22 protein-coding genes are annotated in these 22,479 nt (G+C 61.2%); 10 read left to right on the top strand and 12 right to left on the bottom strand.

What is annotated here, in order from left to right; translation table 11 throughout:
* Nucleotides 1–6 precede the first annotated feature (6 nt).
* Both M0808_RS09710 and M0808_RS09705 read right to left on the bottom strand, forming a co-directional pair.
* Complete coding sequence (locus M0808_RS09710; protein ID WP_027611299.1) at nt 7–429, bottom strand: phasin family protein; 423 nt, start codon at nt 427–429, stop codon at nt 7–9.
* Nucleotides 430–673: 244 nt separating this feature from the next.
* Nucleotides 674–949 (bottom strand): polyhydroxyalkanoic acid system family protein, encoded by a 276-nt coding sequence (locus M0808_RS09705; RefSeq protein ID WP_003220859.1) that lies wholly within the window; start codon nt 947–949, stop codon nt 674–676.
* A 154-nt stretch (nt 950–1,103) separates the two neighbouring features.
* Here M0808_RS09705 and ubiE point away from each other — a divergent pair, with 154 nt between their 5' ends.
* The 10 genes from ubiE (at nt 1,104) to M0808_RS09655 (ending at nt 9,210) form a co-directional block, all read left to right on the top strand.
* Complete coding sequence (gene ubiE / locus M0808_RS09700) at nt 1,104–1,874, top strand: bifunctional demethylmenaquinone methyltransferase/2-methoxy-6-polyprenyl-1,4-benzoquinol methylase UbiE (RefSeq protein WP_007961779.1); 771 nt, start codon at nt 1,104–1,106, stop codon at nt 1,872–1,874.
* Nucleotides 1,874–2,497, top strand: coding sequence for an SCP2 domain-containing protein (locus tag M0808_RS09695; protein ID WP_003220855.1), 624 nt, complete (start codon nt 1,874–1,876; stop codon nt 2,495–2,497). The genes ubiE and M0808_RS09695 overlap by 1 nt, the downstream gene beginning before the upstream one ends.
* Entirely contained in the window at nt 2,494–4,098 is a 1,605-nt protein-coding gene (ubiB, locus tag M0808_RS09690) for a ubiquinone biosynthesis regulatory protein kinase UbiB (RefSeq protein ID WP_027611297.1), read from the top strand. The genes M0808_RS09695 and ubiB overlap by 4 nt, the downstream gene beginning before the upstream one ends.
* Nucleotides 4,099–4,178: 80 nt before the next feature.
* On the top strand, nt 4,179–4,580 hold the full coding sequence (hisI, locus tag M0808_RS09685) for a phosphoribosyl-AMP cyclohydrolase (protein ID WP_003220851.1): 402 nt from the start codon (nt 4,179–4,181) through the stop codon (nt 4,578–4,580).
* On the top strand, nt 4,573–4,905 hold the full coding sequence (locus M0808_RS09680; RefSeq protein WP_003220849.1) for a phosphoribosyl-ATP diphosphatase: 333 nt from the start codon (nt 4,573–4,575) through the stop codon (nt 4,903–4,905). Before hisI ends, M0808_RS09680 begins: the two co-directional genes overlap by 8 nt.
* Before the next feature lie 25 nt (nt 4,906–4,930).
* Nucleotides 4,931–5,212, top strand: coding sequence for a twin-arginine translocase TatA/TatE family subunit (locus M0808_RS09675; RefSeq protein ID WP_003220847.1), 282 nt, complete (start codon nt 4,931–4,933; stop codon nt 5,210–5,212).
* A 9-nt stretch (nt 5,213–5,221) separates the two neighbouring features.
* Nucleotides 5,222–5,677 carry a Sec-independent protein translocase protein TatB gene (gene tatB / locus M0808_RS09670; RefSeq protein WP_098966798.1) on the top strand — a complete coding sequence of 152 codons (456 nt, stop codon included), beginning with the start codon at nt 5,222–5,224 and terminating at the stop codon, nt 5,675–5,677.
* Complete coding sequence (gene tatC / locus M0808_RS09665) at nt 5,674–6,465, top strand: twin-arginine translocase subunit TatC (protein WP_027611295.1); 792 nt, start codon at nt 5,674–5,676, stop codon at nt 6,463–6,465. Before tatB ends, tatC begins: the two co-directional genes overlap by 4 nt.
* The gene (locus M0808_RS09660; RefSeq protein ID WP_098966796.1) at nt 6,462–7,169 is read left to right on the top strand and encodes a 16S rRNA (uracil(1498)-N(3))-methyltransferase; all 708 of its coding nucleotides are present in this window, start codon (nt 6,462–6,464) and stop codon (nt 7,167–7,169) included. Before tatC ends, M0808_RS09660 begins: the two co-directional genes overlap by 4 nt.
* Before the next feature lie 124 nt (nt 7,170–7,293).
* The gene (locus M0808_RS09655) at nt 7,294–9,210 is read left to right on the top strand and encodes a methyl-accepting chemotaxis protein (protein ID WP_247840902.1); all 1,917 of its coding nucleotides are present in this window, start codon (nt 7,294–7,296) and stop codon (nt 9,208–9,210) included.
* 146 nt (nt 9,211–9,356) lie between these two features.
* On the opposite strand, the gene M0808_RS09650 is transcribed toward M0808_RS09655, so the two are convergent.
* The 10 genes from M0808_RS09650 to hutH all read right to left on the bottom strand — a co-directional run bounded on the left by M0808_RS09650 (nt 9,357) and on the right by hutH (nt 22,430).
* Complete coding sequence (locus M0808_RS09650) at nt 9,357–10,091, bottom strand: amino acid ABC transporter ATP-binding protein (RefSeq protein WP_247840900.1); 735 nt, start codon at nt 10,089–10,091, stop codon at nt 9,357–9,359.
* Nucleotides 10,084–11,043 carry an amino acid ABC transporter permease gene (locus M0808_RS09645; protein ID WP_027611292.1) on the bottom strand — a complete coding sequence of 320 codons (960 nt, stop codon included), beginning with the start codon at nt 11,041–11,043 and terminating at the stop codon, nt 10,084–10,086. Before M0808_RS09645 ends, M0808_RS09650 begins: the two co-directional genes overlap by 8 nt.
* A gap of 132 nt (nt 11,044–11,175) precedes the next feature.
* Entirely contained in the window at nt 11,176–11,973 is a 798-nt protein-coding gene (locus M0808_RS09640) for a transporter substrate-binding domain-containing protein (RefSeq protein WP_003220833.1), read from the bottom strand.
* A gap of 371 nt (nt 11,974–12,344) precedes the next feature.
* Nucleotides 12,345–14,915 (bottom strand): glucans biosynthesis glucosyltransferase MdoH, encoded by a 2,571-nt coding sequence (mdoH, locus tag M0808_RS09635; protein ID WP_223007183.1) that lies wholly within the window; start codon nt 14,913–14,915, stop codon nt 12,345–12,347.
* Complete coding sequence (locus tag M0808_RS09630; protein WP_167734086.1) at nt 14,908–16,692, bottom strand: glucan biosynthesis protein G; 1,785 nt, start codon at nt 16,690–16,692, stop codon at nt 14,908–14,910. The genes mdoH and M0808_RS09630 overlap by 8 nt, the downstream gene beginning before the upstream one ends.
* A gap of 307 nt (nt 16,693–16,999) precedes the next feature.
* On the bottom strand, nt 17,000–17,437 hold the full coding sequence (gene dtd / locus M0808_RS09625; protein WP_098966789.1) for a D-aminoacyl-tRNA deacylase: 438 nt from the start codon (nt 17,435–17,437) through the stop codon (nt 17,000–17,002).
* Nucleotides 17,434–18,405 carry a prolyl aminopeptidase gene (pip, locus tag M0808_RS09620; protein ID WP_003220824.1) on the bottom strand — a complete coding sequence of 324 codons (972 nt, stop codon included), beginning with the start codon at nt 18,403–18,405 and terminating at the stop codon, nt 17,434–17,436. Before pip ends, dtd begins: the two co-directional genes overlap by 4 nt.
* Before the next feature lie 227 nt (nt 18,406–18,632).
* The gene (hutG, locus tag M0808_RS09615) at nt 18,633–19,436 is read right to left on the bottom strand and encodes an N-formylglutamate deformylase (protein WP_247840898.1); all 804 of its coding nucleotides are present in this window, start codon (nt 19,434–19,436) and stop codon (nt 18,633–18,635) included.
* A 10-nt stretch (nt 19,437–19,446) separates the two neighbouring features.
* Entirely contained in the window at nt 19,447–20,652 is a 1,206-nt protein-coding gene (hutI, locus tag M0808_RS09610; RefSeq protein ID WP_247840896.1) for an imidazolonepropionase, read from the bottom strand.
* A 245-nt stretch (nt 20,653–20,897) separates the two neighbouring features.
* Complete coding sequence (gene hutH, locus M0808_RS09605; protein WP_247840894.1) at nt 20,898–22,430, bottom strand: histidine ammonia-lyase; 1,533 nt, start codon at nt 22,428–22,430, stop codon at nt 20,898–20,900.
* Between the last annotated feature and the right edge of the window lie 49 nt (nt 22,431–22,479).

Here is a 22,479-nt window from a genome sequence, read left to right as displayed (position 1 = left end):
TTCTCCTTAAGATTTACGCGCGACGCGTTCGAGCAATGCCGTCAGCTCATCGAGCTTAGCAGAGAGTGTCTCAACGTCATGTTTAGACGGAATGCCGATACGATTCAAGGCGCTTGCTACACGGGAGTCGAACGCCTTCTCGACCTTGTCGAGCTGAACTTCGACGCGACCTTTGAACGAGCTGACTTCATCCTTGGCTTCGTCGATCTCGGCATTGGCGGCTTCGAGTTTTTCGGTGACGACTCTTTTGCCTTTCTTTTCAACAGTTTGACCAGCCTTGATCAGCTCTTGAAAGTAGTCGCTGCCCTCTTGGCCGACCTTGGTGTAGGCACCCAGGCCTGCCAGCCAGATCTTGCGGGCATAGGATTTGACGTCGCTCAGAGCAGAAGTCGAAGCGTCGATTTTTTTCTTCAGAATGACTTTGGCCATGGTGCACCTCACGCGCAGAAGGTTTGAGGAACTGCCCGCAGATGTGTCGGGCTCAGGCACAAAGTAGGGAGAAAAATTAGAAACGGCACCCTAACAACTGACATAAAATCCGGGAGCACCACAAAACAAATGTGGGAGCGGGCTTGCTCGCGAATGCGGTGTACCAGTCACGAGAAATGTCGACTGTTGCACCGCATTCGCGAGCAAGCCCGCTCCCACAGGAGAATTTCATTTCAGGCAGAAATCAGACCAGCGCTTTGTCCAGCGCCTTCTCGATCTCGGCTTTGATCATGCCGCTCATGGCCGACATCATGATGCCCAACTCTACGTCGACACGGATCGAGTCGTCGGCCACATGCACCGCGCCTTTCACGCCCGAGCGCTTGAGGTTCAGGGTGTCGCCCGACCACTGCGGCTCCAGGCCATATTGATCGGAGAGTTTCTGCGCCAGCTTGTCGGCCTTCTCGCGGGCGGCTTCCTTGCCCAGGCTGTGGGCACGCTCAACACTGATTTTGGCCATCGAATGACTCCTGCTTGATGAATAGGTGACGGTAAATCTTGACCGCGTCTGCGGCAAATCGTCCCGAAGGTCGCCCATCTTACCTTTAGCCATTCCAAGACAAAGCATGGCTTGGGGATTAGAATGTCGCGCATTCTCTTTTGGTGACAGCGATATGACTGATCAGCGCAAAGGCAGCGATGCCGAACCCACCACTCACTTCGGCTTCAAAAACGTTCCGGAAAGCCAGAAAGCGGAAAAAGTCGCTGAGGTGTTCCACTCCGTAGCCGCGAAGTACGACCTGATGAACGACCTTCTGTCGGGCGGCATGCACCGTCTGTGGAAGCGTTTCGCGATCGAACTGTCTGGCGTGCGTGCAGGCAACCGCGTGCTCGACATCGCCGGCGGCACCGGCGATCTGACCAAAAAATTCTCGCACCTGGTTGGCCCGACCGGTCAGGTGGTATTGGCCGACATCAACGAATCGATGCTCAAGGTCGGCCGTGACCGTCTGCTGGATCTGGGTGTGTCGGGCAACGTCGAATTCGTTCAGGCGGACGCGGAAAAACTGCCGTTCCCGGACAACCATTTCGACTGCGTGACCATCGCCTTCGGCCTGCGCAACGTGACGCACAAAGAAGACGCCCTGCGCTCGATGCTGCGCGTGCTCAAGCCCGGCGGCCGCCTGCTGGTGCTGGAGTTCTCCAAGCCGACCAACGCGCTGATGTCGAAAGCCTACGACGCCTACTCGTTCGCCTTCATGCCACTGATGGGCAAGCTGATCACCAACGACTCGGAAAGCTATCGCTACCTGGCCGAATCGATCCGCATGCACCCGAATCAGGAAACCCTGAAGTCGATGATGGTCGACGCCGGTTTCGACCGCGTGACCTATCACAACATGACCGCAGGCATCGTCGCCCTGCACCGCGGCATCAAGCCCTGATGTTACTCACCGGGCTGCTCGCCAGCGTCGAACTCGGCCTCAACCGGGTGCTGCGTCTCGACAGCACGGCGCTGCCGCGGCTGGCGCATCTGACCGGCAAAGTGATTGCCGTCGATTGCCGCAGCCCGGCGCTGCAACTGTTCATCCTGCCCAGCGATGAGGGCCTGATGCTCGCCTCGCACTGGGAAACCGGTGTCGACTGCACCCTGCGCGCCCCGGCCTCGAGCCTGGTGAAACTGGCCGTGAGCAAAGACAAGACCGCGGTGCTGCACGCCCCGGAAGTCGAGCTCGACGGTGACAGCGGTGTGTTGCTGGAACTGGCCGGGGTGCTGCAGGACCTCGAGCTGGACTGGGAGTACGAACTCTCGCGCTGGCTCGGACCGGTCGCCACGCAACTGATTGGCGGTCACCTGCGCAGCCGCGCACGCTGGTATCAACAAGGATTTGCCAGCCTCAACCAGAACCTCGCCGAATACCTCGCCGAAGAATCACGCACCCTCGTTGGGCAGCGCGAAGCCGAAGCGCGATTCAGCGAACTGGACCGGATCAAACTTGATCTGGAACGTCTCGAGGCGCGTTTCGAGCGCCTTTCCCGATCCCTCGACCCAAGCGATAACGCATGAAGCTGCTTGCCGTCCGCCGTCTGTTGCGCATCCAGCGCGTCGTGATCCGCTACCGCCTCGATGACCTGCTGTTCGAGCTGCCGCTGCCCTGGTTCCTCCTGGCGCTGCGCTACGTGCTGCCGTGGCGCTGGTTGCCGCGCAAGCCGCTGGAGCTGAGCCGTGGTGCGCGTCTGCGCCTGGCGCTGCAGGATCTGGGGCCGATTTTCATCAAGTTCGGGCAGATTCTTTCGACCCGCCGCGACCTGCTGCCGGAAGACATCGCCGATGAACTGATGCTCCTGCAGGACCGCGTGCCGCCGTTCGATTCGCAGCTGTCGATCAAGCTGATCGAAGAACAGCTGGGCAAGAAAATCAGCGAAGTGTTCAGCCGCTTTGACGTCGAACCGCTGGCCTCGGCCTCGGTGGCGCAGGTGCACGCCGCGCAACTGAAGACCGGCGAAGAAGTGGTGGTCAAGGTGATCCGCCCGGGCCTGAAACCGGTGATCGCCCAGGATCTGGCATGGCTGTTCATCCTCGCCCGCGCCGCCGAAAAGGTCTCCGCCGACGCCCGCCTGCTGCACCCGGTGGACGTGGTGCAGGACTACGAAAAAACCATCTACGACGAGCTCGACCTGCTGCGCGAGGCGGCCAACGCCAGCCAGTTGAAGCGCAACTTCGAAGGCTCGCCGCTGCTCTATGTGCCGCAAGTCTATTGGGACTGGTGCCGGCCGAAAGTGCTGGTGATGGAGCGCATCTACGGGATTCAGGTGACGGATCTGGCGACCCTCGCCGACCAGCGCACCGACATGAAAATGCTCGCCGAGCGCGGCGTGGAGATCTTCTTCACCCAGGTGTTCCGTGACAGTTTCTTCCACGCCGACATGCACCCGGGCAACATCTTCGTCAGCACCGTCAATCCGTGGAGCCCGCAGTACATCGCGATCGACTGCGGCATCGTCGGCAGCCTGACCCCGGAAGACCAGGACTACCTGGCGCGCAACCTGTTCGCCTTCTTCAAGCGCGACTATCGCCGCGTGGCGCAATTGCACATCGACTCGGGCTGGGTGCCGGCGGAAACCAAGCTCAACGAATTCGAAGCGGCGATCCGCACCGTGTGCGAGCCGATCTTCGAAAAACCGTTAAAAGATATTTCATTTGGCCAGGTGCTGATGCGCCTGTTCCAGACTGCGCGGCGCTTCAACATGGAAGTGCAGCCGCAACTGGTTCTGCTGCAGAAGACTCTGTTGAACATCGAGGGCCTTGGCCGTCAGCTGTACCCGGATCTGGATCTGTGGAACACCGCGCAGCCGTTCCTCGAGCGCTGGATGCGCGAGCGCGTCAGCCCCAAAGCCTTGCTCGGCAACGTGCAGAGCCAGTTCGAACAGCTGCCGCACCTGGCCAACATGGCCCGTGACCTGCTCGAGCGCATGTCGCAACCGCACGCCTACGACCCGCCACCACCGTGGCACAAACGCAAGGACGACTGGTTCCTGCGCCTGCTCGGTTGCGCACATCTGGCCGGCGGGACGATCCTCGCCGCCGGTGGCCCGTTGCACGAACTGGGGCATTGGCCGGCGGGCATCATGGTGGCCGTCGGCTTGTATCTGGTCGTTCGCCGATAGCCAGTTCGCTGATCGGCTGGCACACTGTTTCAACGCCTGAACCTGACAATTGAAGTGCGGGTTCGCTGTCGGAGTCGAAGATGAAAAACTGGCTGGACGAGATCAAGTGGGACGCAGATGGCCTGGTGCCGGCGATTGCCCAGGATCACAAGACCGGGCGCGTGCTGATGATGGCCTGGATGAACCGCGAAGCGCTGGAACTGACCGCTGCGGAAAACCGTGCAATCTACTGGTCACGTTCCCGTGGCAAGCTGTGGCGCAAGGGCGAAGAGTCCGGCCACGTACAGACCCTGCATGAAATGCGCCTGGACTGTGATGCCGACGTGATCATCCTGATGGTCGAACAGATCGGCGACATCGCTTGCCATACCGGCCGTCAAAGCTGCTTTTACCGCGTCTACGAAAACGGCGACTGGAAGACAGTCGACCCGGTTCTGAAAGACCCGCACGCTATCTATTCCGCAGGACACAAACATGAGTGACACCCTGACCCGCCTCGCTCAGGTGCTTGAAGAGCGCAAGGGCGCCGCTGCCGACAGCTCATATGTAGCTAGTCTGTATCACAAGGGCCTGAACAAGATTCTGGAGAAAGTCGGCGAAGAGTCGGTCGAAACCATTATTGCCGCCAAGGACGCCGCCATCAGCGGTGACTGCAGCGATGTGATCTACGAGACTGCCGACCTGTGGTTCCACAGCATGGTCATGCTCGCCCAACTGGGGCAGCATCCGCAGGCCGTGCTGGATGAACTGGATCGTCGCTTCGGTCTGTCCGGACACGTCGAGAAAGCCTCGCGTCCGTCCGCCTGAACAATTTTTAGAGAGGAACAGCAACATGGGCATTTTTGACTGGAAACACTGGATCGTCATTCTGGTAGTCGTGGTGCTGGTGTTCGGCACCAAGAAACTGAAAAACCTCGGCACCGACGTCGGCGAGTCGATCAAGGGCTTCCGTAAAGCCATGAACGATGACGAAAAACCGGCCGCCGATCCGACCGTAACGCCTGCGCAGCCCGTTCCACCGGTGCAGCCGCAGGCCACCGCTCAGGCCAATCCGCCGCACACCATCGACGTGCAGGCGCAGAAAGTCGAAGAGCCGATCCGCAAAGACGTGTGAGACTGACAAATGTTTGGTATCAGCTTCTCTGAACTGCTGCTCGTCGGCCTCGTCGCCCTGCTGGTGCTGGGCCCCGAGCGTCTGCCGGGCGCTGCGCGCACCGCCGGCCTGTGGGTCGGCCGGCTGAAGCGCAGCTTCAACGCGATCAAACAGGAAGTTGAACGTGAAATCGGTGCCGACGAGATCCGTCGGCAACTGCACAACGAGCACATTCTGTCGCTGGAGCAGGAGGCGCGGAAGATTTTCACGCCGGTTCAGCAGGAGCCGACGCCGGTTGAGCATGTGGGTGAGCAGACGATTCACAGCCCTGCTGCCGCGACGGCGCCACCAGCACCTGCTGCCGTTGTAGCTCCGACAGAAACGGCGCCAGCCGCCGTGGAACCATCTGTTGAACACGTTGCGCCAAACGCCGCGCCGATTACACCCGCGCCTCACGACCCAACACTGCCGCCGCGAGCCCCATGAGCGATCTCCCTGAAAACGACCAGCACATGCCGCTGGTATCGCACCTCACCGAGTTGCGCACCCGCCTGCTGCGTTGTGTGGCGGCGGTGTTCATCATCTTCGCCGGGTTGTTCGCGTTCACCCAGCAGATCTACACCTTCGTCTCGACGCCGCTGCGCCAGTACCTGCCGGTCGGCGCGACGATGATCGCCACGGATGTGTCGTCGCCGTTCCTGACGCCGCTGAAGCTGACGATGATGGTCTCGCTGTTCCTCGCGATTCCGGTGATCCTGCATCAGATCTGGGGCTTCATCGCGCCGGGGCTGTACAAACATGAGAAGCGCATCGCCGTGCCGCTGCTGGTGTCGAGCATCCTGCTGTTCTACACCGGCATGGCATTCGCCTATTACTTCGTGTTCCCGCTGATCTTCAAGTTCTTCGCCGCCGCCACCCCGGCCGGCGTGGAAATGATGACCGACATCACCAGTTACCTCGACTTCGTGATGACGCTGTTCTTTGCCTTTGGTGTCGCGTTCGAAATCCCGGTGGCCGTGGTGCTGCTGGTGTGGATCGGCGTGGTCGACGTCAAATACCTGAAGAAGATCCGCCCGTACGTGATCATCGGCTGCTTCGTGGTCGGCATGATCCTTACGCCGCCGGACATCTTCTCGCAGACCCTGCTGGCGGTACCGATGTGGATGCTGTTTGAAATCGGCATTCTATTCGGCGGCCTGATCAGCAAGCGCGAACGCCCGGACGAAACACCGGCCGACGATCACAACGACCAGCCGCCAGCGACCCAGGCATGAACCTGCTGTTGCTCGAAGAGGCCGACTTCATCGCGGCCGACCGCGTCGTGCTGCGTGACCGGCGCCTGACCCACATGCAGGAAGTTCACCGCTCGGAAGTCGGCGACAGCCTGCGGGTCGGGCGCATCAATGGCTTGATGGGCTCAGCCGAACTGCTGCGCCTTGAGGCCGGCGAAGCGGAATTGCGCGTCAGCCTCGATCAGTCACCGCCGGCCAAGCTGCCGCTGACCCTGGTACTGGCCCTGCCGCGTCCGAAGATGCTGCGGCGGGTGTTCCAGACCGTGGCGACCATGGGCGTGTCGAAGGTGATTCTGGTCAACAGCTACCGGGTCGAGAAGAGTTTCTGGCAGACGCCGTTTCTCGAGCCGGAAGCGATTCGCGAGAACCTGATTCTCGGCCTCGAACAGGCCCGCGATACCGTGCTGCCGGAAGTCATCATCGAGAAGCGCTTCAAACCGTTCGTCGAAGATCGTCTGCCAGCGATCAGCGAAGGCACCCTCGGCCTGGTCGGCCATCCCGGCAATTACCCGCCGTGCCCACGTGCATTGAGCGAACCGGTGACCCTGGCGATCGGCCCCGAAGGTGGCTGGATTCCCTACGAAATCGACCTGCTGGGCAAATCCGGCCTGCAACCGGTGCAACTGGGCGAACGTATCCTGCGCGTCGAAACCGCCGTCACCGCCCTGCTCGCCCGCCTGTTCTGACACACCGCTCCCCTGCGGCAGCTCCTACAGAGTGGCGGTGTCGGACAAATCGGGTTACAGATTGCCATCACCCAGCCGATACAGTCCCCATAAGTCCAATTAGTGGTCCGAGGGGAGTCGTCGCATGTACCGTTGGTTAGCCGAGAATCTTGGGAACGTCAGCGTCAAACGCAAGCTGGGCATCGGTTTCGGCCTGGTGCTGTTGCTCACCCTGCTGATTACCTTTACCGGCTGGACCGGCATGGGCGGCATTATCAGCCGTGGCGACAAGCTCGGCTTCATCTCCAGCCTCAATGAACTGACCAAGGACCTGCGCCTGGCGCGTCTGGACTATGAAGCGCGTCGTGGCGAACAAGGCCCGGGCGCGGTCAACGAGTTGCTGGCCAAACTCGCCAGCGGCTTGCAAACCGCGCGCGGCCTGATCGAGCAGCCCTCAGATGCGGCCATGGTCGATCAGCAACTGGCCGCTGTCGCCGAGTACAAACGTGCCTTCGCCGACATGACACAGGCCACCGTGCAGCGTGAGGACGCGCGCAGCAAGCTCGGCGCGAGTGCCGACAATGCCGTGGCCAAAGTCTCGGAAGTCGAGAAATCCATGCTGCAGGGTGACAGCGTCGCGCAATTCAACAGCGTGATCGAACTGAGCAAACTGTTGCAGCAAGCGCGCTATCAGGTGCGCGGCTACACCTACAGCGGTAAGGCCGAGGCGGAGCAGCCCGCGCTGGACGCCATCGACAACGCACTGAAAAACCTCGACAGCCTGCCGGCGAAACTGCCCGAACAGCACATCGCCAACCTGCAACAGGCCACCGACTCGATCAAGGCTTATCGCGCGGCGGTCGCTCAGTTCCGCGACTCGCAGGTGAACAATGCCAAGGCCGGGGCAACCATGACGGCGCAGGGCGACATCCTCCTCGACGTCAGCAAGAAGCTCACCGAATCACAAACCGTGGTGCGCGATACCGATGCCGCGCACGCCAAGAACCTGCTGATCATCGCCACCCTGCTGGCCGTGGCCTTCGGTTTGCTGGCCGCGTGGGCGATCACCCGGCAGATCATCATTCCGCTGAATCAGACCCTGAAGGTCGCCGAGCGCGTGGCTGCCGGCGACCTGACCCACAATCTGGTGTCTCAGCGTCGCGACGAACTCGGCCAGTTGCAACGTTCGATGCAGAGCATGACCCAAGGCCTGCGCGAGTTGATCGGTGGCATCAGCGACGGCGTTACGCAAATCGCCAGCGCTGCCGAGGAATTGTCAGCGGTGACCGAGCAGACCAGCGCCGGGGTCAACAATCAGAAGATCGAGACCGATCAGGTCGCCACCGCCATGAACGAAATGGCCGCCACTGTGCAGGAAGTCGCGCGCAACGCCGAGGAGGCTTCCGAAGCCGCCGTGGCCGCCGACCAGCAAGCCCGCGAAGGCGACAAGGTGGTCGGTGAAGCCATCGCGCAGATCGAGCGTCTGGCCGTCGAAGTCGGCCACTCCACCGAAGCCATGGGCGAACTCAAGCGCGAGAGCGACAAGATCGGCAGCGTGCTCGACGTGATCAAGTCGGTGGCCCAGCAAACCAACCTGCTGGCGCTCAACGCCGCGATCGAAGCAGCGCGTGCCGGTGAGGCCGGGCGTGGTTTTGCGGTGGTCGCCGATGAAGTGCGCAGCCTCGCCCAGCGCACGCAGAAGTCCACCGAAGAGATCGAAGAGCTGATCGTCGGCCTGCAGAACGGCACCCAGCAAGTGGCAACGATCATGGACAACAGCCGCAGCCTGACCGACAGCAGCGTCGAACTGACCCGCCGCGCCGGTGGCTCACTGGAAAGCATCACCCGCACCGTCTCGGCGATTCAGGCGATGAACCAGCAGATTGCAGCGGCAGCCGAGCAGCAGAGTGCCGTGGCCGAGGAGATCAACCGTAGCGTGCTGAATGTGCGGGATGTGTCGGATCAGACGTCGGCGGCGAGTGAAGAAACGGCGGCGTCGAGTGTTGAGCTGGCGCGGCTGGGGACGCATCTGCAGATGCTGGTGGGGCGGTTCAAGGTTTGAGGTGATCCGAAAACCTCGGTTCGCTCTGAACCGAGGTGATGCATTCGCGAGCAAGCCCGCTCCCACAGTTGACCTGGTTGTCCATGCGGACGCGGTCTAATGTGGGAGCGGGCTTGCTCGCGAAAGCGGTAGCTCAGACGCTGAAATTAAAGGACCTGACGCAGAAAGGCTTGCGCCCGCGAATCCTTCGGCGCATCAAAGAACTCCGCCGGGGAAGCATCTTCCAGCAATTTGCCGTGATCGAAGAACAGCACCCGATCCGCCACTTCCCGGGCGAAACCCATTTCGTGGGTCACGCAAACCATGGTCATGCCTTCCACGGCCAGGTTCTTCATCACATCCAGCACTTCGCCGACCATTTCCGGGTCGAGGGCCGAAGTCGGTTCGTCGAACAGCATCACTTTCGGGTCCATCGCCAGCGCCCGGGCAATCGCCACACGCTGTTGCTGACCGCCGGACAGGCGTGACGGGTATTCGCGAGCCTTTTGCGCAATACCGACCTTTTCCAGCAACGCCAAGGCCTTGGCCTCGCTTTCCTTCTGCCCACGCTTGCGCACGACTTTCTGCGCCAGACAGAGGTTTTCCAGCACGGTCATGTGCGGGAACAGGTTGAAGTGCTGGAAGACCATGCCGACTTCGCGGCGGTAGGCGTTGACGTCGGTTTTCGGGTCGGCCAGTTGCAGCCCGTCGATGCTCACCGAACCCGAGTCGAATTCTTCCAGGCCATTGAGGCAGCGCAGGAAGGTCGATTTACCCGAGCCGGACGGGCCGATCACCACCAGCACTTCGCCCTTGGCCACCGTAGTAGTGACGTTATCCACAGCCCGGACTACCTGACCACGGGTGTCGAAAACTTTTACCAGATCGCGGACTTCAATCACTTTGCGCGAGCCTCCGCTCAAGACGGCTGGCGATTTTCGACAGCGGCAGGTTAATCAACAGATACAGGCCGGCAACGCAGAACAGAATCTCGAACGGCGAGAACGAGGTGGTGATGACTTCACGGCCGCTTTTCAGCAGCTCGGTGATGGCGATCACCGACACCAGCGAGGTGTCCTTGACCAGACTGATGAACTGCCCGGCCAGCGGCGGCAGTACGCGTTTGAATGCTTGCGGCAGTACCACGTGGCGCATCGACTGGCCCGCGCTCAGACCGAGCGAACGCGCCGCTTCGTTCTGGCCACGGGCAATCGACTGCACCCCGGAACGGATAATCTCGGCCACGTAGGCGCCGGTAAACAGCGACAGCGCGGCGATCCCGGCGAACTCCCGGGACAGGTTCATCACCGTGCCGATGAAGAAGTAGAAAATGAAGATCTGCACCAGCAGCGGCGTGCCGCGCACCAGTTCGACGTAGATGCTCGACAGGTCGCGCAGGGTCGGGTTGCTCGACAGGCGGCACAACCCGGTGACGAGACCGATCAGCAGACCGAGCACACCCGACACCACCGACAGCCACAGCGTGGTCCAAAGGCCCCACAGCAGCGGCCCTGCCGCCCAGTGCCGGGTCACGCCCACGACGTCGCCTTCGGCCACATCGTCGCCCTGAGCGAATTGCAGGCTGTTCTCGTCGACAGTCAGGTGCTGCTCGTCACCGGCATCGTTGCGCAGAGTGACCTGCGCGCTACCGCCCTTGCGCACCAGCTCGGTGACGGTGGAGATATCGGTGGCACGCTGGGATTCTTCGGCCTGATAGGCGAAGTACTGCGGCACGCGGTTCCAGCGCCATTCGTAGGACATCAGCGACGTGGCGTAATACAACGCGCCCGCCAGGCCGACCAGCACCAGCACGGTCAGGACGTGCCAGGGCCATTGGGCTTTTTTCTGTTTCATTGCAGGTTCCGGATTTTGTGTTGCCTGGCAGGCCCTCTTCGCGAGCAAGCCCGCTCCCACATTTGGACTGCATTTCAAATGTGGGAGCGGGCTTGCTCGCGAATGGGGCGACTCGGTCTGACTGACCCAGTGTTATTCCATGTCCTTGAGCCACTCGGTGCTCTTGAACCACTTGTCATGGATGCGATCGTAGGTGCCGTCTTCGTGGATCTGGTGCAGGAAGTTGTTGATGAAGTTGATGCTGTCGTAATCACCCTTCTTCAGACCGAAGGCCAGCGGCTCGTAGGTGAACGGCTTGTCGAGGAACACCAGTTTGCCGGCGCCGACCTTGTTCACCGCGACCACGTTGTACGGCGCGTCGTAGATGAAGGCGTCGGCCTTGCCATTGACCACGTCGAGCACGGCTTCCTGCTCGTTGTCGTAGCCGTGGTACTTGGCTTTGGCGATCAGCTTCTTGGCGACCATCTCACCGGTGGTGCCGAGCTTGGAGGTGATGCGATAGTCGGCGGTGTTCAGGTCTTTATAGGACTTGATGGTGCCTTCCAGCTCCTTGCGGATCAGCAGGGTCTGGCCGACCACGATGAACGGTTCGCTGAAGTTCAGGCGCAGGTTGCGCTCCTGAGTCAGGGTCATGCCGCTGCCGATCATGTCGAACTTGTCGGTCATCAGGGCCGGAATGATCCCGTCGTAACCGGTGGACACCAGCTCCAGCTTGACGCCCATGGCCTTGGACATGGCTTTGAGGATGTCGACTTCGAAGCCGATGATTTCGCCGCGCTTGTTGGTCATTTCGAACGGCATGTAGGTCGGATCCATACCGACTTTCAACGTGCCGCGCTTGACCGCGTCATCGATTGCACCGGCGTGCGCCGCATTGACTGCAACCAGTGCCGTGACGCCGACCAGCAGCATCGACAGATACTTCTTCATCTTCAAGTCCCCAAAACCATTGCAATTGCGGCGCGAAAACCGACTGAAATGGACAAGATCGTCCGGGCGCGCCAATTCGGGGACGGATGCTAACGCACTCGATTTTTTGCACAAGGTTTAATGGACGATTTGTTTAACATTCAAAGGCCACCCCTCACCCCAGCCCTCTCCCAGAGGGGAGAGGGGGAAAGGGAGCCGATCGGGGAAATATTCGAAAGCTAAGTTCGACTCGATTTCTCAGGTCGATGCAACTCGAATATACAATCCGGTCAGTCCCCTCTCCCTCCGGGAGAGGGTTAGGCGGGCGGCGTTCCGATGAGGGGGCTTTTCAGCGCCATAAAAAAACCCCGCTAGTTAGCGGGGTTTCTTCATCAGGCCGGTTGCGCCTGCAAGCTCACAGGCTTGAGTGGCAACAGCGGCGCATGCGGATCGGCTTTTACCGAAGCACGCCAGGCATCCAGCCATTCCTTGTGATCTTCGGACCAGACCAGCTCGTGCAGACGCGCCAGGGCCACCGGATCGCTCAGCAGTTGCAGGCGATCATGGTTGCTCAGTGCCGCCGGGCCAGCCTTCAGGGCGTGACGTACACGTTCCTGACGCAGCCATTCGATCGGCTCGGCCTGACCGTGACGGGCCGTCGCCAGCGAGCACGCCAGGGCGTTCTGCTGCGGATCGACCACGGCGCGGATGAAGCCGTCGTTCAGTGCATGCCAGCGGTTCTCGTGGGTGTACTGATCGGTCGCCAGCAGCGCCTGTGGCGGATTGTATTCCTCTGGGATGAGGAACAGGCTCTCGTCACGGGACTTCAGGCCCAGACCGACACGGCTGGAAATCACCGACACCGGGATCGACAGCATCAGCGAACCGACGATCGGCACCAGCCACCACAGGAAGCTCGGGTTCAGCCAGATCACCAGCAGCGCCCAGCAGAAGCCCAGCAGGGTCTGCGGACCGTGGCGCTTGACCGCCTCGCTCCAAGGTGTGGAGTCATCGTCACGCTGCGGCGAGTTCCAGGTCGCGGCCCAGCCGAGGAACGCGGCGAGCACGAAACGGGTGTGGAAAATCATCCGCACCGGCGCCAGCAGCATGGAGAACAACATCTCCAGCAGCATCGACAGGGTCACCTTGAACTTGCCACCGAACTCTTTCGCGCCCTTGGCCCAGATCAGGATGATGCTCAGCAGTTTCGGCAGGAACAGCAGCACGATGGTGGTCGAGAACAGCGCGATCGCCTTGTCCGGGTGCCATTGTGGCCACAGCGGATAGAGCTGACGCGGTTCCAGGAAGTACTGCGGCTCCATCAGTGTGTTCACCGCCAACAGCGCGGTCGACAGCACCAGGAAGAAGAACCACAACGGCGCCGACAGGTACGACATCACGCCGGTGAGGAACACTGCGCGGTGCACCGGGTGCATACCTTTGACCAGGAACAGGCGGAAGTTCATCAGGTTGCCGTGGCACCAGCGACGGTCACGCTTGAGCTCGTCGAGCAGGTTCGGCGGCAGTTCTTCATAGCTGCCCGGCAAGTCGTAGGCAATCCACACGCCCCAGCCGGCACGGCGCATCAGCGCAGCTTCGACGAAGTCGTGAGACAGGATCGCCCCGGAGAACGCACCTTTGCCCGGCAACGGCGCCAAGGCACAGTGGTCGATGAACGGCTTCATGCGGATGATCGCGTTGTGACCCCAGTAGTGGGATTCACCCAACTGCCAGAAGTGCAGACCGGCGGTGAACAGCGGACCGTACACGCGGGTAGCGAACTGCTGCATGCGCGCATACAGGGTGTCCATGCCCGACGCTCGCGGCGCGGTCTGGATGATCCCGGCGTCCGGCGTGGCTTCCATCAGGCGCACCAGACTGGTCAGGCACTCGCCGCTCATCACCGAGTCGGCGTCGAGCACGACCATGTACTTGTAGTCACCACCCCAGCGACGGCAGAAGTCGTCGAGGTTGCCGCTCTTGCGTTTCACACGGCGGCGACGGCGGCGATAGAAGATTTTGCCGAAGCCCTTGGCTTCACGGCAGACGTCCAGCCAGGCTTGCTGCTCGGCGACGCAGATATCGGTGTCGTTACTATCGCTGAGGACGAAGAAGTCGAAGCGATCCAGATCACCGGTAGCGGCGACCGACTCGAAGGTGGCGCGCAGACCGGCGAATACCCGAGGCACGTCTTCGTTGCAGATCGGCATCACCAGCGCAGTACGAGCATCTTTCGGAATCGGCTCGTTGCCCGCGCTTTTGCCGGAGATACGGTATTTATCGTGACCGGTGAGCAACTCGAGGAAGCCCATCAGTGCCGTCCAGAAACCGGCCGAGACCCAGCAGAACAGAATCCCGAACAGGATCAGGATGCTGGTCTGCAGCGCATACGGCAGAACTTGCGTGGCGGTTTGCAGCAGCGGCTGGTGCAGCACTTCGTCCAGATCGACGAACGACCAGCCCTGGTACGGCATGATGCCTTTCATGTACCAGCCGGCAACGATGGTCTGACCGAGCATCAGCAGCAACAGAATGTAACGTCGAATCGAACCAACCGTGCGCCAGCGCGCTGCCGGCAAGACGTTTTCGTCCTTCGGCGGCTGCGGCGGGTTGGTGCGCCCGGTCAGGCGGCGCCAGCCACGCACCAGAATATTGGTGCGCCATGGCTCCGGCACGACTTTGGTCCGACGGATCGGCGGAGTCGCCTTCATGCTGACCCGACCGCTGGCGTCGAGCACCAGCATTTCCGCCTCTTCCAGCTCCTCGGCGGTGCTCAGGGTCAGGCGCTTGCCCACCGAAGCCTGGGCGGCTTCGGCAGGCGCGTCGAACGTCGGCGACGACAGGCGCTGGTGCAGTTCGCTGAAGGACTGGCAGCCCGCGAGTTCCGCGCGCTGCTCGTCGGTCATCGGCAGATGCGCCAGATACTCGGACAGAGTCTCTGGCTGTACTTGAGAGTTACTCATCGGCAGGCAACTGATAGCTCCAGGTCTCGGTCAGGACTTCTTCAGTCGGTGCCGATTCCGGTGTGGCTGGGGCCGCGTTCGCAGCCGCTGGCTGCTTGGCGTCTTTGTTGGCCTTGTCCTTGGCATCTGCGGCTGGCTTGGCGTCGGCCTGTTTGGCCTCGGCTGCCTTGGCTTCCTTCTCGTCTTTCTCTTGTTGCTTGGCCGCGACCTTGTCCGCCTTGGCCACCGACGAATTCGACGCCGGTACCGAAGACTTGGCCAGATCAGCGGTCACCACTGGCTGTACCAGGGCAGCACGCATCTCGGTGGACTTGCTCGCGTCCTTGATCTTCATCCGCAGGGTCAGGCGCCAGCCCTTGGTTTCCGGGTTGTAACGCACGCTGTTCTCGACCAGTTCGGCGTTATCGCCAACGCTGACCTGACTGCGCACGTCGGCATCCGGGGCCAGAGCCGCCAGCGATGGACCTTCGAAGTCGACCAGGTAGGCAACGCTGCCATCCGGTTGACGGATCAGGTTCGACTGCTTGACGTCACCGGTCGAACGCAGCGTCTGCTTAACCCAGGCGCTGTCGGGGGCGTGAATCGCCGCTTCGTCCATGGTCCAGTGCAGGCGGTAGGCGAAGTCCAGCGGCTTGCCTGGCTCCGGCATGGTTTCCGGGCTCCAGAACGCAACGATGTTGTCGTTGGTTTCGTCGGCAGTCGGAATCTCTACCAGATCAACGGTGCCCTTGCCCCACTCGCCCTTCGGCTCGATCCAGGCGCTTGGGCGCTTGTCATAGCGGTCGTCGAGGTCTTCGTAGTGGCTGAAGTCGCGACCACGCTGCAGCAGACCGAAACCACGCGGGTTCTCGACGCTGAAGTTGCTCACGGCCAGGTGTTTCGGGTTGTTCAGCGGACGCCAGATCCACTCGCCGTTGCCGGCATGGATCGACAGACCGCTGGAGTCGTGCAGTTCACGACGGTAGTTGAGGACTTTCGACGGCTGGTTGGCGCCGAACAGGAACATGCTGGTCAACGGTGCGATGCCCAGTTTGCCGACCTTGTCACGCAGGAACATCTGCGCCTTGACGTCGACAATGGTGTCGCTGCCCGGACGCAGGATCAGGCGATAGGCACCGGTGGCGCGCGGCGAATCCAGCAGGGCGAAGATCACCAGATGCTTGTCGCCCGGCTTCGGCTGCTGAATCCAGAACTCGCGGAAACGCGGGAACTCTTCGCCCGACGGCAGCGCGGTGTCGATGGCCAGACCACGGGCCGACAGACCGTAAGTGTGACCCTTGCCGACGACGCGGAAGTAGCTCGCGCCGAGCATGGTCATGATTTCGTCTTGCTTGTCGGCCTTGTTGATCGGGTACAGCACACGGAAACCGGCGTAGCCCAGTTGCTCAGTGGCTTTCGGATCGAACTTGAGGTCGCCGAAATCGAAGCGGGTCGGATCGTATTTGATCTCTTCGACGGTGTTCGCCGTGATTTCGTTGATTTTCACCGGCGTATCGAAGTGCATGCCCTGGTGATAGAAGGACAGCTTGAACGGTGTCTTCTGATCGGCCCACTCAGCCTTTTCGGTGAGGAAGCGGATTTTCTGATAATCCGCGAACTTCATGTCACGGAATTCGTTCGGCAGGTTGCTGCGCGGGGCTTCGAACTTCTGCCCGGCCAGCTCTTTAGCCTTGGCTGATACATCGTCAAGATTGAACGCCCAAAGCTGGCCGGCGCTGAGCAGGCACAGGAGCGCCGAGCCGGCTACCAGGGCACTTCGCATGCGTTTGGCAGACATTTTTGCTGCATTACAGGGACTAACAATCACGAGCAACCCTCGCCGAAAACAGATCAAAAAACCAACGGCCAGCTATCTATATGCCAGGTTGGCGAGCATTGTTCCGACTCCGCTGGGGCAAAATGATTCCCCAATCGGATCCAGACAAGTCTCTACCTAAGTCAAAAATGGAACAGCGAACGCTGATCCCCATAGCGCGCGATTATCTAGTAGCCCGCGTGACAACGCATCAGGGGTAACAAAGTATTTATCGCGAAAAACGCCTGTTTTCAGTCGAAAAGCCCTTGAAAAGGTGTTTCAAGGGCTTTCATGTCTGTAACAGGAAGGTTACCGGGCCATCGTTGACCAGGTGCACCTGCATATCCGCGCCGAATCTACCTGATGCCACAGTGCCATGCATCTGTTTCGCTTTGCTGAATAGATAGTCGAACAATTCCTCGCCCAATGCCGGAGGGGCCGCGGTCGAGAAACTCGGACGCAACCCGCTCTTGGTGTCGGCAGCCAGGGTGAACTGAGAGACCAGCAGCAACCCGCCGCCCACATCCGCCAGGGACAGATTCATCTTGCCCTCGGCGTCACTGAATACCCGATAGTTAAGCAGCTTATGCAAAAGTTTGTCGGCACTGGTACGCGTGTCGTCGGGTTCGACCGCCACCAACACCAGCAAACCCTGATCCACCGCGCCGACTGTCTCTCCCGCAACCTCTACCCGCGCACCGCGCACGCGTTGTAAAAGCCCCTTCATGCTTCTTCGGGCGGCAGGTCGAGCAAGCGACGGGCCATGTTGCTCGCGGCACGCACCAGCGCATCGGTGATGCCCGGCTCGGAGGCGGCGTGACCGGCGTCGCGAATCACCTGCAGTTCGCTGTTCGGCCACGCCTGATGCAGCTCCCAGGCGTTGTCCAGCGGACAGATCACGTCGTAACGACCGTGAATGATCACCCCCGGCAGATGGGCGATCTTGCCCATGTCGCGGATCAGTTGATTCGGCTCGAGGAACGCATTATTGGTGAAGTAGTGACACTCGATCCGCGCGATCGACAGGGCGCGCTGCGGTTCGGAGAAACGGTCGACCACCAGCGGGTTCGGCCGCAGGGTCGCGGTGCGTCCTTCCCACGTCGACCAGGCCTTGGCCGCGTGCATCTGAGCGATCTGATCGTTACCGACCAGGCGCTTGTGGAAGGCGCTGAGCAGATCGTCGCGCTCGTCCAGCGGGATCGGCGCGATGTAATCCTGCCAGTAATCGGGAAACAGACGGCTGGCACCGGCCTGATAGAACCACTCGATTTCCTGCGGACGGCAGAGAAAGATCCCACGCAGGATCAGACCGTGTACGCGCTCCGGGTGGGTTTGCGCGTAGGCCAGCGCCAGAGTCGAACCCCACGAACCGCCGAACAGCACCCATTTATCGATGCCCAAGTGCTTGCGGATACGCTCAAGGTCAGCGACCAGATCCCAGGTGGTGTTGTTTTCCAGGCTCGCATGCGGGGTGGAGCGTCCGCAGCCGCGCTGGTCGAAGGTGACAATGCGATACAGGTTCGGATCGAAATAGCGACGGCTCTGCGCGTCGCAACCGGCACCCGGGCCGCCGTGGATGAACACCACCGGCAAGCCTTCCGGCGAGCCGCTTTCATCGACGTACAGCGTGTGGGTGTCATCGACAGCCAGATCGTGCCGGGCGTGGGGTTTGATCTGCGGAAACAATGTCTGCATTGCGCGCTCCGTAAGGGGTCGAGGTCATCCCTGGGGGGACTTCTATTATTCTGCCGTCCGGCATCATAAACCCGATTTACGTCAATGAGCATGCCCGTACGCAGTCACAATTTTTCTGCTGCATACAAAACCTGTGGGAGCGGGCTTGCTCGCGAAAGCGCTGTGTCATTCAACGCATATGTTGCCTGATGCGCCGCCTTCGCGAGCAAGCCCGCTCCCACAGTGGGTTATGCGGTGTAATGCGACTTTGCCCAGGCCAGCAGGCCCTGCAGCAATTCCTTGAGCACCACCCGCGTCGGCTCCGCCAGATCGGCGCGGTAGCGGAACGGTTCGAACTCTTCCATGTAGGTGCTCTGGCACAACTCCAGTTGCACGGCGTGGATGTTCTCGGCCGGGTTGCCGTAATGGCGGGTGATGTGGCCGCCCTTGAAGCGGCCGTTGAGCACGTGGCTGAAATGGTCGTGACGGGCGCAGATGGCTTCCAGTTGCGTCGCCAATTGTGGATCGCAACTGGCGCCATTGAAGGTGCCAAGGTTGAAATCCGGCAGTTTGCCGTCGAACAGGTGCGGAATGATCGAGCGGATCGAGTGCGCGTCGAACAACAACGCGTAGCCGAACTCGGCCTTCAACCGCGCAAGCTCTTCCTGCAAGGTGCGGTGGTATGGCGTCCAGATCTGCTCCAGATAAGTCGCGCGCTCCTCTTTCGAAGGCTCCAGGCCTTCCTTGAACAACGGGATACCGTCAAACAGCGTCGCCGGGTACAGCCCGGTGGTGGCGCCGGCATACAACGGTTTGTCATCGGACGGACGGTTAAGGTCGATGACGAACCGCGAGTATTCGGCGGCCAACGTGCTGGCGCCCAGTTCCTCGGCAAAGTCATAGAGCTGCGGAATGTGCCAGTCGGTGTCCGGCAGGCTTTTCGCGTCCGCGATCAGCCCGGCTTCGACCGCTGGCGTCAGGCGCACGCCGGCATGCGGCATGCTGATCAGCAGCGGTACGCGACCTTGTTTGAAACTCAGAACCTTATCCACAACCGCTCTCCTACAGACTTGATTCGACGCCGTGACGCACGACGCGTTTGTCCAGATCACCGCCGAGCCAATAGGCCAGATCCGCCGGACGATCGATGTGCCAGGCGACGAAATCCGCGACCTTGCCGACTTCCAGCGAACCGTGGGAATCAGCCATGCCCAGCGCTTGTGCGGCATGGATGGTCGCGCCGGCCAGGGCTTCTTCCGGAGTCATGCGGAAGCAGGTGCAGGCCATGTTCAGCATCAGGCGCAACGACAGCGCCGGCGAGGTACCGGGGTTGAGGTCGCTGGCGATGGCGATCTTGACCTTGTGCTTGCGCAAAGCGTCCATTGGCGGCAGCCGGGTTTCGCGCAGGAAGTAGAACGCCCCCGGCAGCAGCACGGCGACGGTGTCGGATTTGGCCATGGCGATGGCGTCGTCTTCGTCCATGAACTCCAGATGATCGGCGGACAACGCGTGATACCGCGCCGCCAGACTGGAGCCGTGCAGCGATGACAGTTGTTCGGCATGCAGCTTCACCGGCAGGCCGAGTTTTTGCGCGGTGATGAACACCCGCTCGACCTGCTCCGGCGAGAACGCCAGGTATTCACAGAACGCGTCCACCGCATCGACCAGCCCTTCGGCGGCCAGCGCCGGAAGCATCTCGGCGCAGATGTGCTCGATGTAGTCGTCAGCGCGATCCTTGTACTCCGGCGGCAGCGCATGAGCCGCCAGACAGGTGCTGCGCACGCTGATCGGCAGCTCTTTTTCCAGGCGACGAATGACGCGCAGGATCTTGCGTTCGCTGGCCAGATCCAGACCGTAGCCAGACTTCATCTCGACCGTGGTCACGCCGTCGAGCATCAGGCTTTTCAGGCGCTTGGCGGCGCTGGCAAACAGCTCGTCTTCAGTCGCTTCACGGGTGGCGCGCACAGTGCTGGCGATGCCGCCGCCCTGCGCGGCGATCTCGGCGTAGCTGACGCCTTGCAGGCGCTTCTCGAATTCGCCGCTGCGGTTGCCGCCGAACACTGTGTGGGTGTGGCAGTCGATCAGCCCCGGGGTGACCCACGCGCCTTGCAGATCGTTGACCGCCGGATATTCGCCGGAAGGCAGCAGATTGCGCGGACCGATCCACTCGATGTGCGCACCGGACGTGACGATGGCTGCGTCCTCGATGATCGAGTAGACGCCCTGCGCCATGGTTGCGACGTGGCAGTGTTGCCAGAGGGTTTTCACTGTTGGCCTCCGTTGGAATTGGTTTGGTGGGGAGCCTTCAAAAGCCCCTCACCCTAACCCTCTCCCGGAGGGAGAGGGGACTGACCGGGTTGTTCTGTCGAGATACATCGACCTGAGAATCTTGAGCCGAACTCCGGCTCTGAAAACAATGAAGATTGGCTCCCTTCCCCTTCTCCCCCTTGGGGGAGAGGGCTGGGGTGAGGGGGATCGATTTCAGCAACAACAAAACTCCCCCTGAAAAACACTTACAAACTAGGCAGCAATTTCGCCGGAACCAATTCGCTCAAGCAGCGCGACGCCAACAACTCGGTCGCCGCATTGATGTCCGGCGCAAAGAAGCGATCCTTCTCATAGAACGGTACTTCGCGGCGCAGAATCGCCCGCGCCTGCTCCAGCTTGGCCGAAGTCTTCAGACCGTTACGCAGATCCAACCCCTGCACCGCCGCCAGCCATTCCACCGCGAGAATCCCGCGGGTGTTCTCGGCCATTTCCCACAGGCGCTTGCCGGCGGCCGGAGCCATCGACACGTGGTCTTCCTGGTTGGCCGAGGTCGGCAGGCTGTCGACCGAATGCGGATGGGACAGCGCCTTGTTCTCGCTGGCCAATGCTGCGGCGGTGACCTGAGCGATCATGAAGCCGGAGTTGACCCCGCCATTGGCCACCAGGAACGGCGGCAGTTGCGACATGTGCTTGTCCATCATCAGCGAGATACGGCGTTCGCTCAGCGAGCCGATTTCAGCGATGGCCAAGGCCATGTTGTCGGCGGCCATGGCCACCGGTTCGGCGTGGAAGTTGCCACCGGAAATCACATCGCCTTCAGCGGCGAATACCAACGGGTTGTCGGAGACGGCGTTGGCTTCAACCACCAGCACGTCGGCGGCCTGACGGAACTGGGTCAGGCAGGCACCCATGACTTGTGGCTGGCAACGCAAGGAGTACGGGTCCTGAACCTTCTCGCAGTCCTGGTGCGAGTCGGACACTTCGCTGCGCTCGCCGAGCAGATCGCGATATGCGGCTGCAGCATCGATCTGACCTTTCTGACCGCGAGCGGCGTGAATACGTGCATCGAACGGCGAGCGCGAACCGAGCACCGCTTCCACCGTCAGACCGCCAATAGCCAGCGCGCCGGCAAACAGGTCTTCACCTTCAAACAGACCGCGCAGGGCAAATGCGGTAGACACTTGAGTGCCGTTGAGCAGTGCCAGACCTTCTTTCGCCGCCAGGGTCAGCGGGGTCAGACCGGCGACGTTCAGCGCTTCGGTGGCTTCCATCCACTCGCCCTTGTAGCGCGCCTTGCCTTCGCCCAGCAGCACCAGCGACATATGCGCCAATGGCGCGAGGTCACCGGATGCACCCACCGAACCCTTGAGCGGAATATGCGGATAAACCTCGGTGTTGATCAGCGCGATCAGCGCGTCGATCACCACGCGGCGGATGCCGGAAAAACCACGGCTGAGGCTGTTGACCTTGAGCACCATGATCAGGCGCACCAGTTCATCGCTGATCGGCTGGCCGACGCCGGCGGCATGCGACAGCACCAGCGAACGCTGCAGGTTTTCCAGGTCTTCGCTGGCGATCCGGGTCGAAGCCAGCAGGCCGAAACCGGTGTTGATGCCGTAGGCGGTGCGGCTCTCGGCGAGGATCTGTTCGACGCAAGCGACGCTGGCCTCGATCTGCGCCGCAGCGCTGTGGTCGAGGGTCAGCTTGACCGGTTGCTGATAGACGTCACGCAGTTGGGCCAGGCTCAGTTGGCCGGGAATCAGGTTCAGCGCAGTCATTAAAATGCTCCTTTTGAACATTGTTATTAACTACCAGTCGCTCCGGAGC

The sequence above is a fragment of the Pseudomonas sp. MWU12-3103b genome, from assembly GCF_023100615.1.
GTDB classification, from domain to species: domain Bacteria; phylum Pseudomonadota; class Gammaproteobacteria; order Pseudomonadales; family Pseudomonadaceae; genus Aquipseudomonas; species Aquipseudomonas putida_A.
The sequence above is the reverse complement of the archived record's forward strand: the minus strand, read 5'-3'. Positions and strand labels throughout refer to the sequence as shown.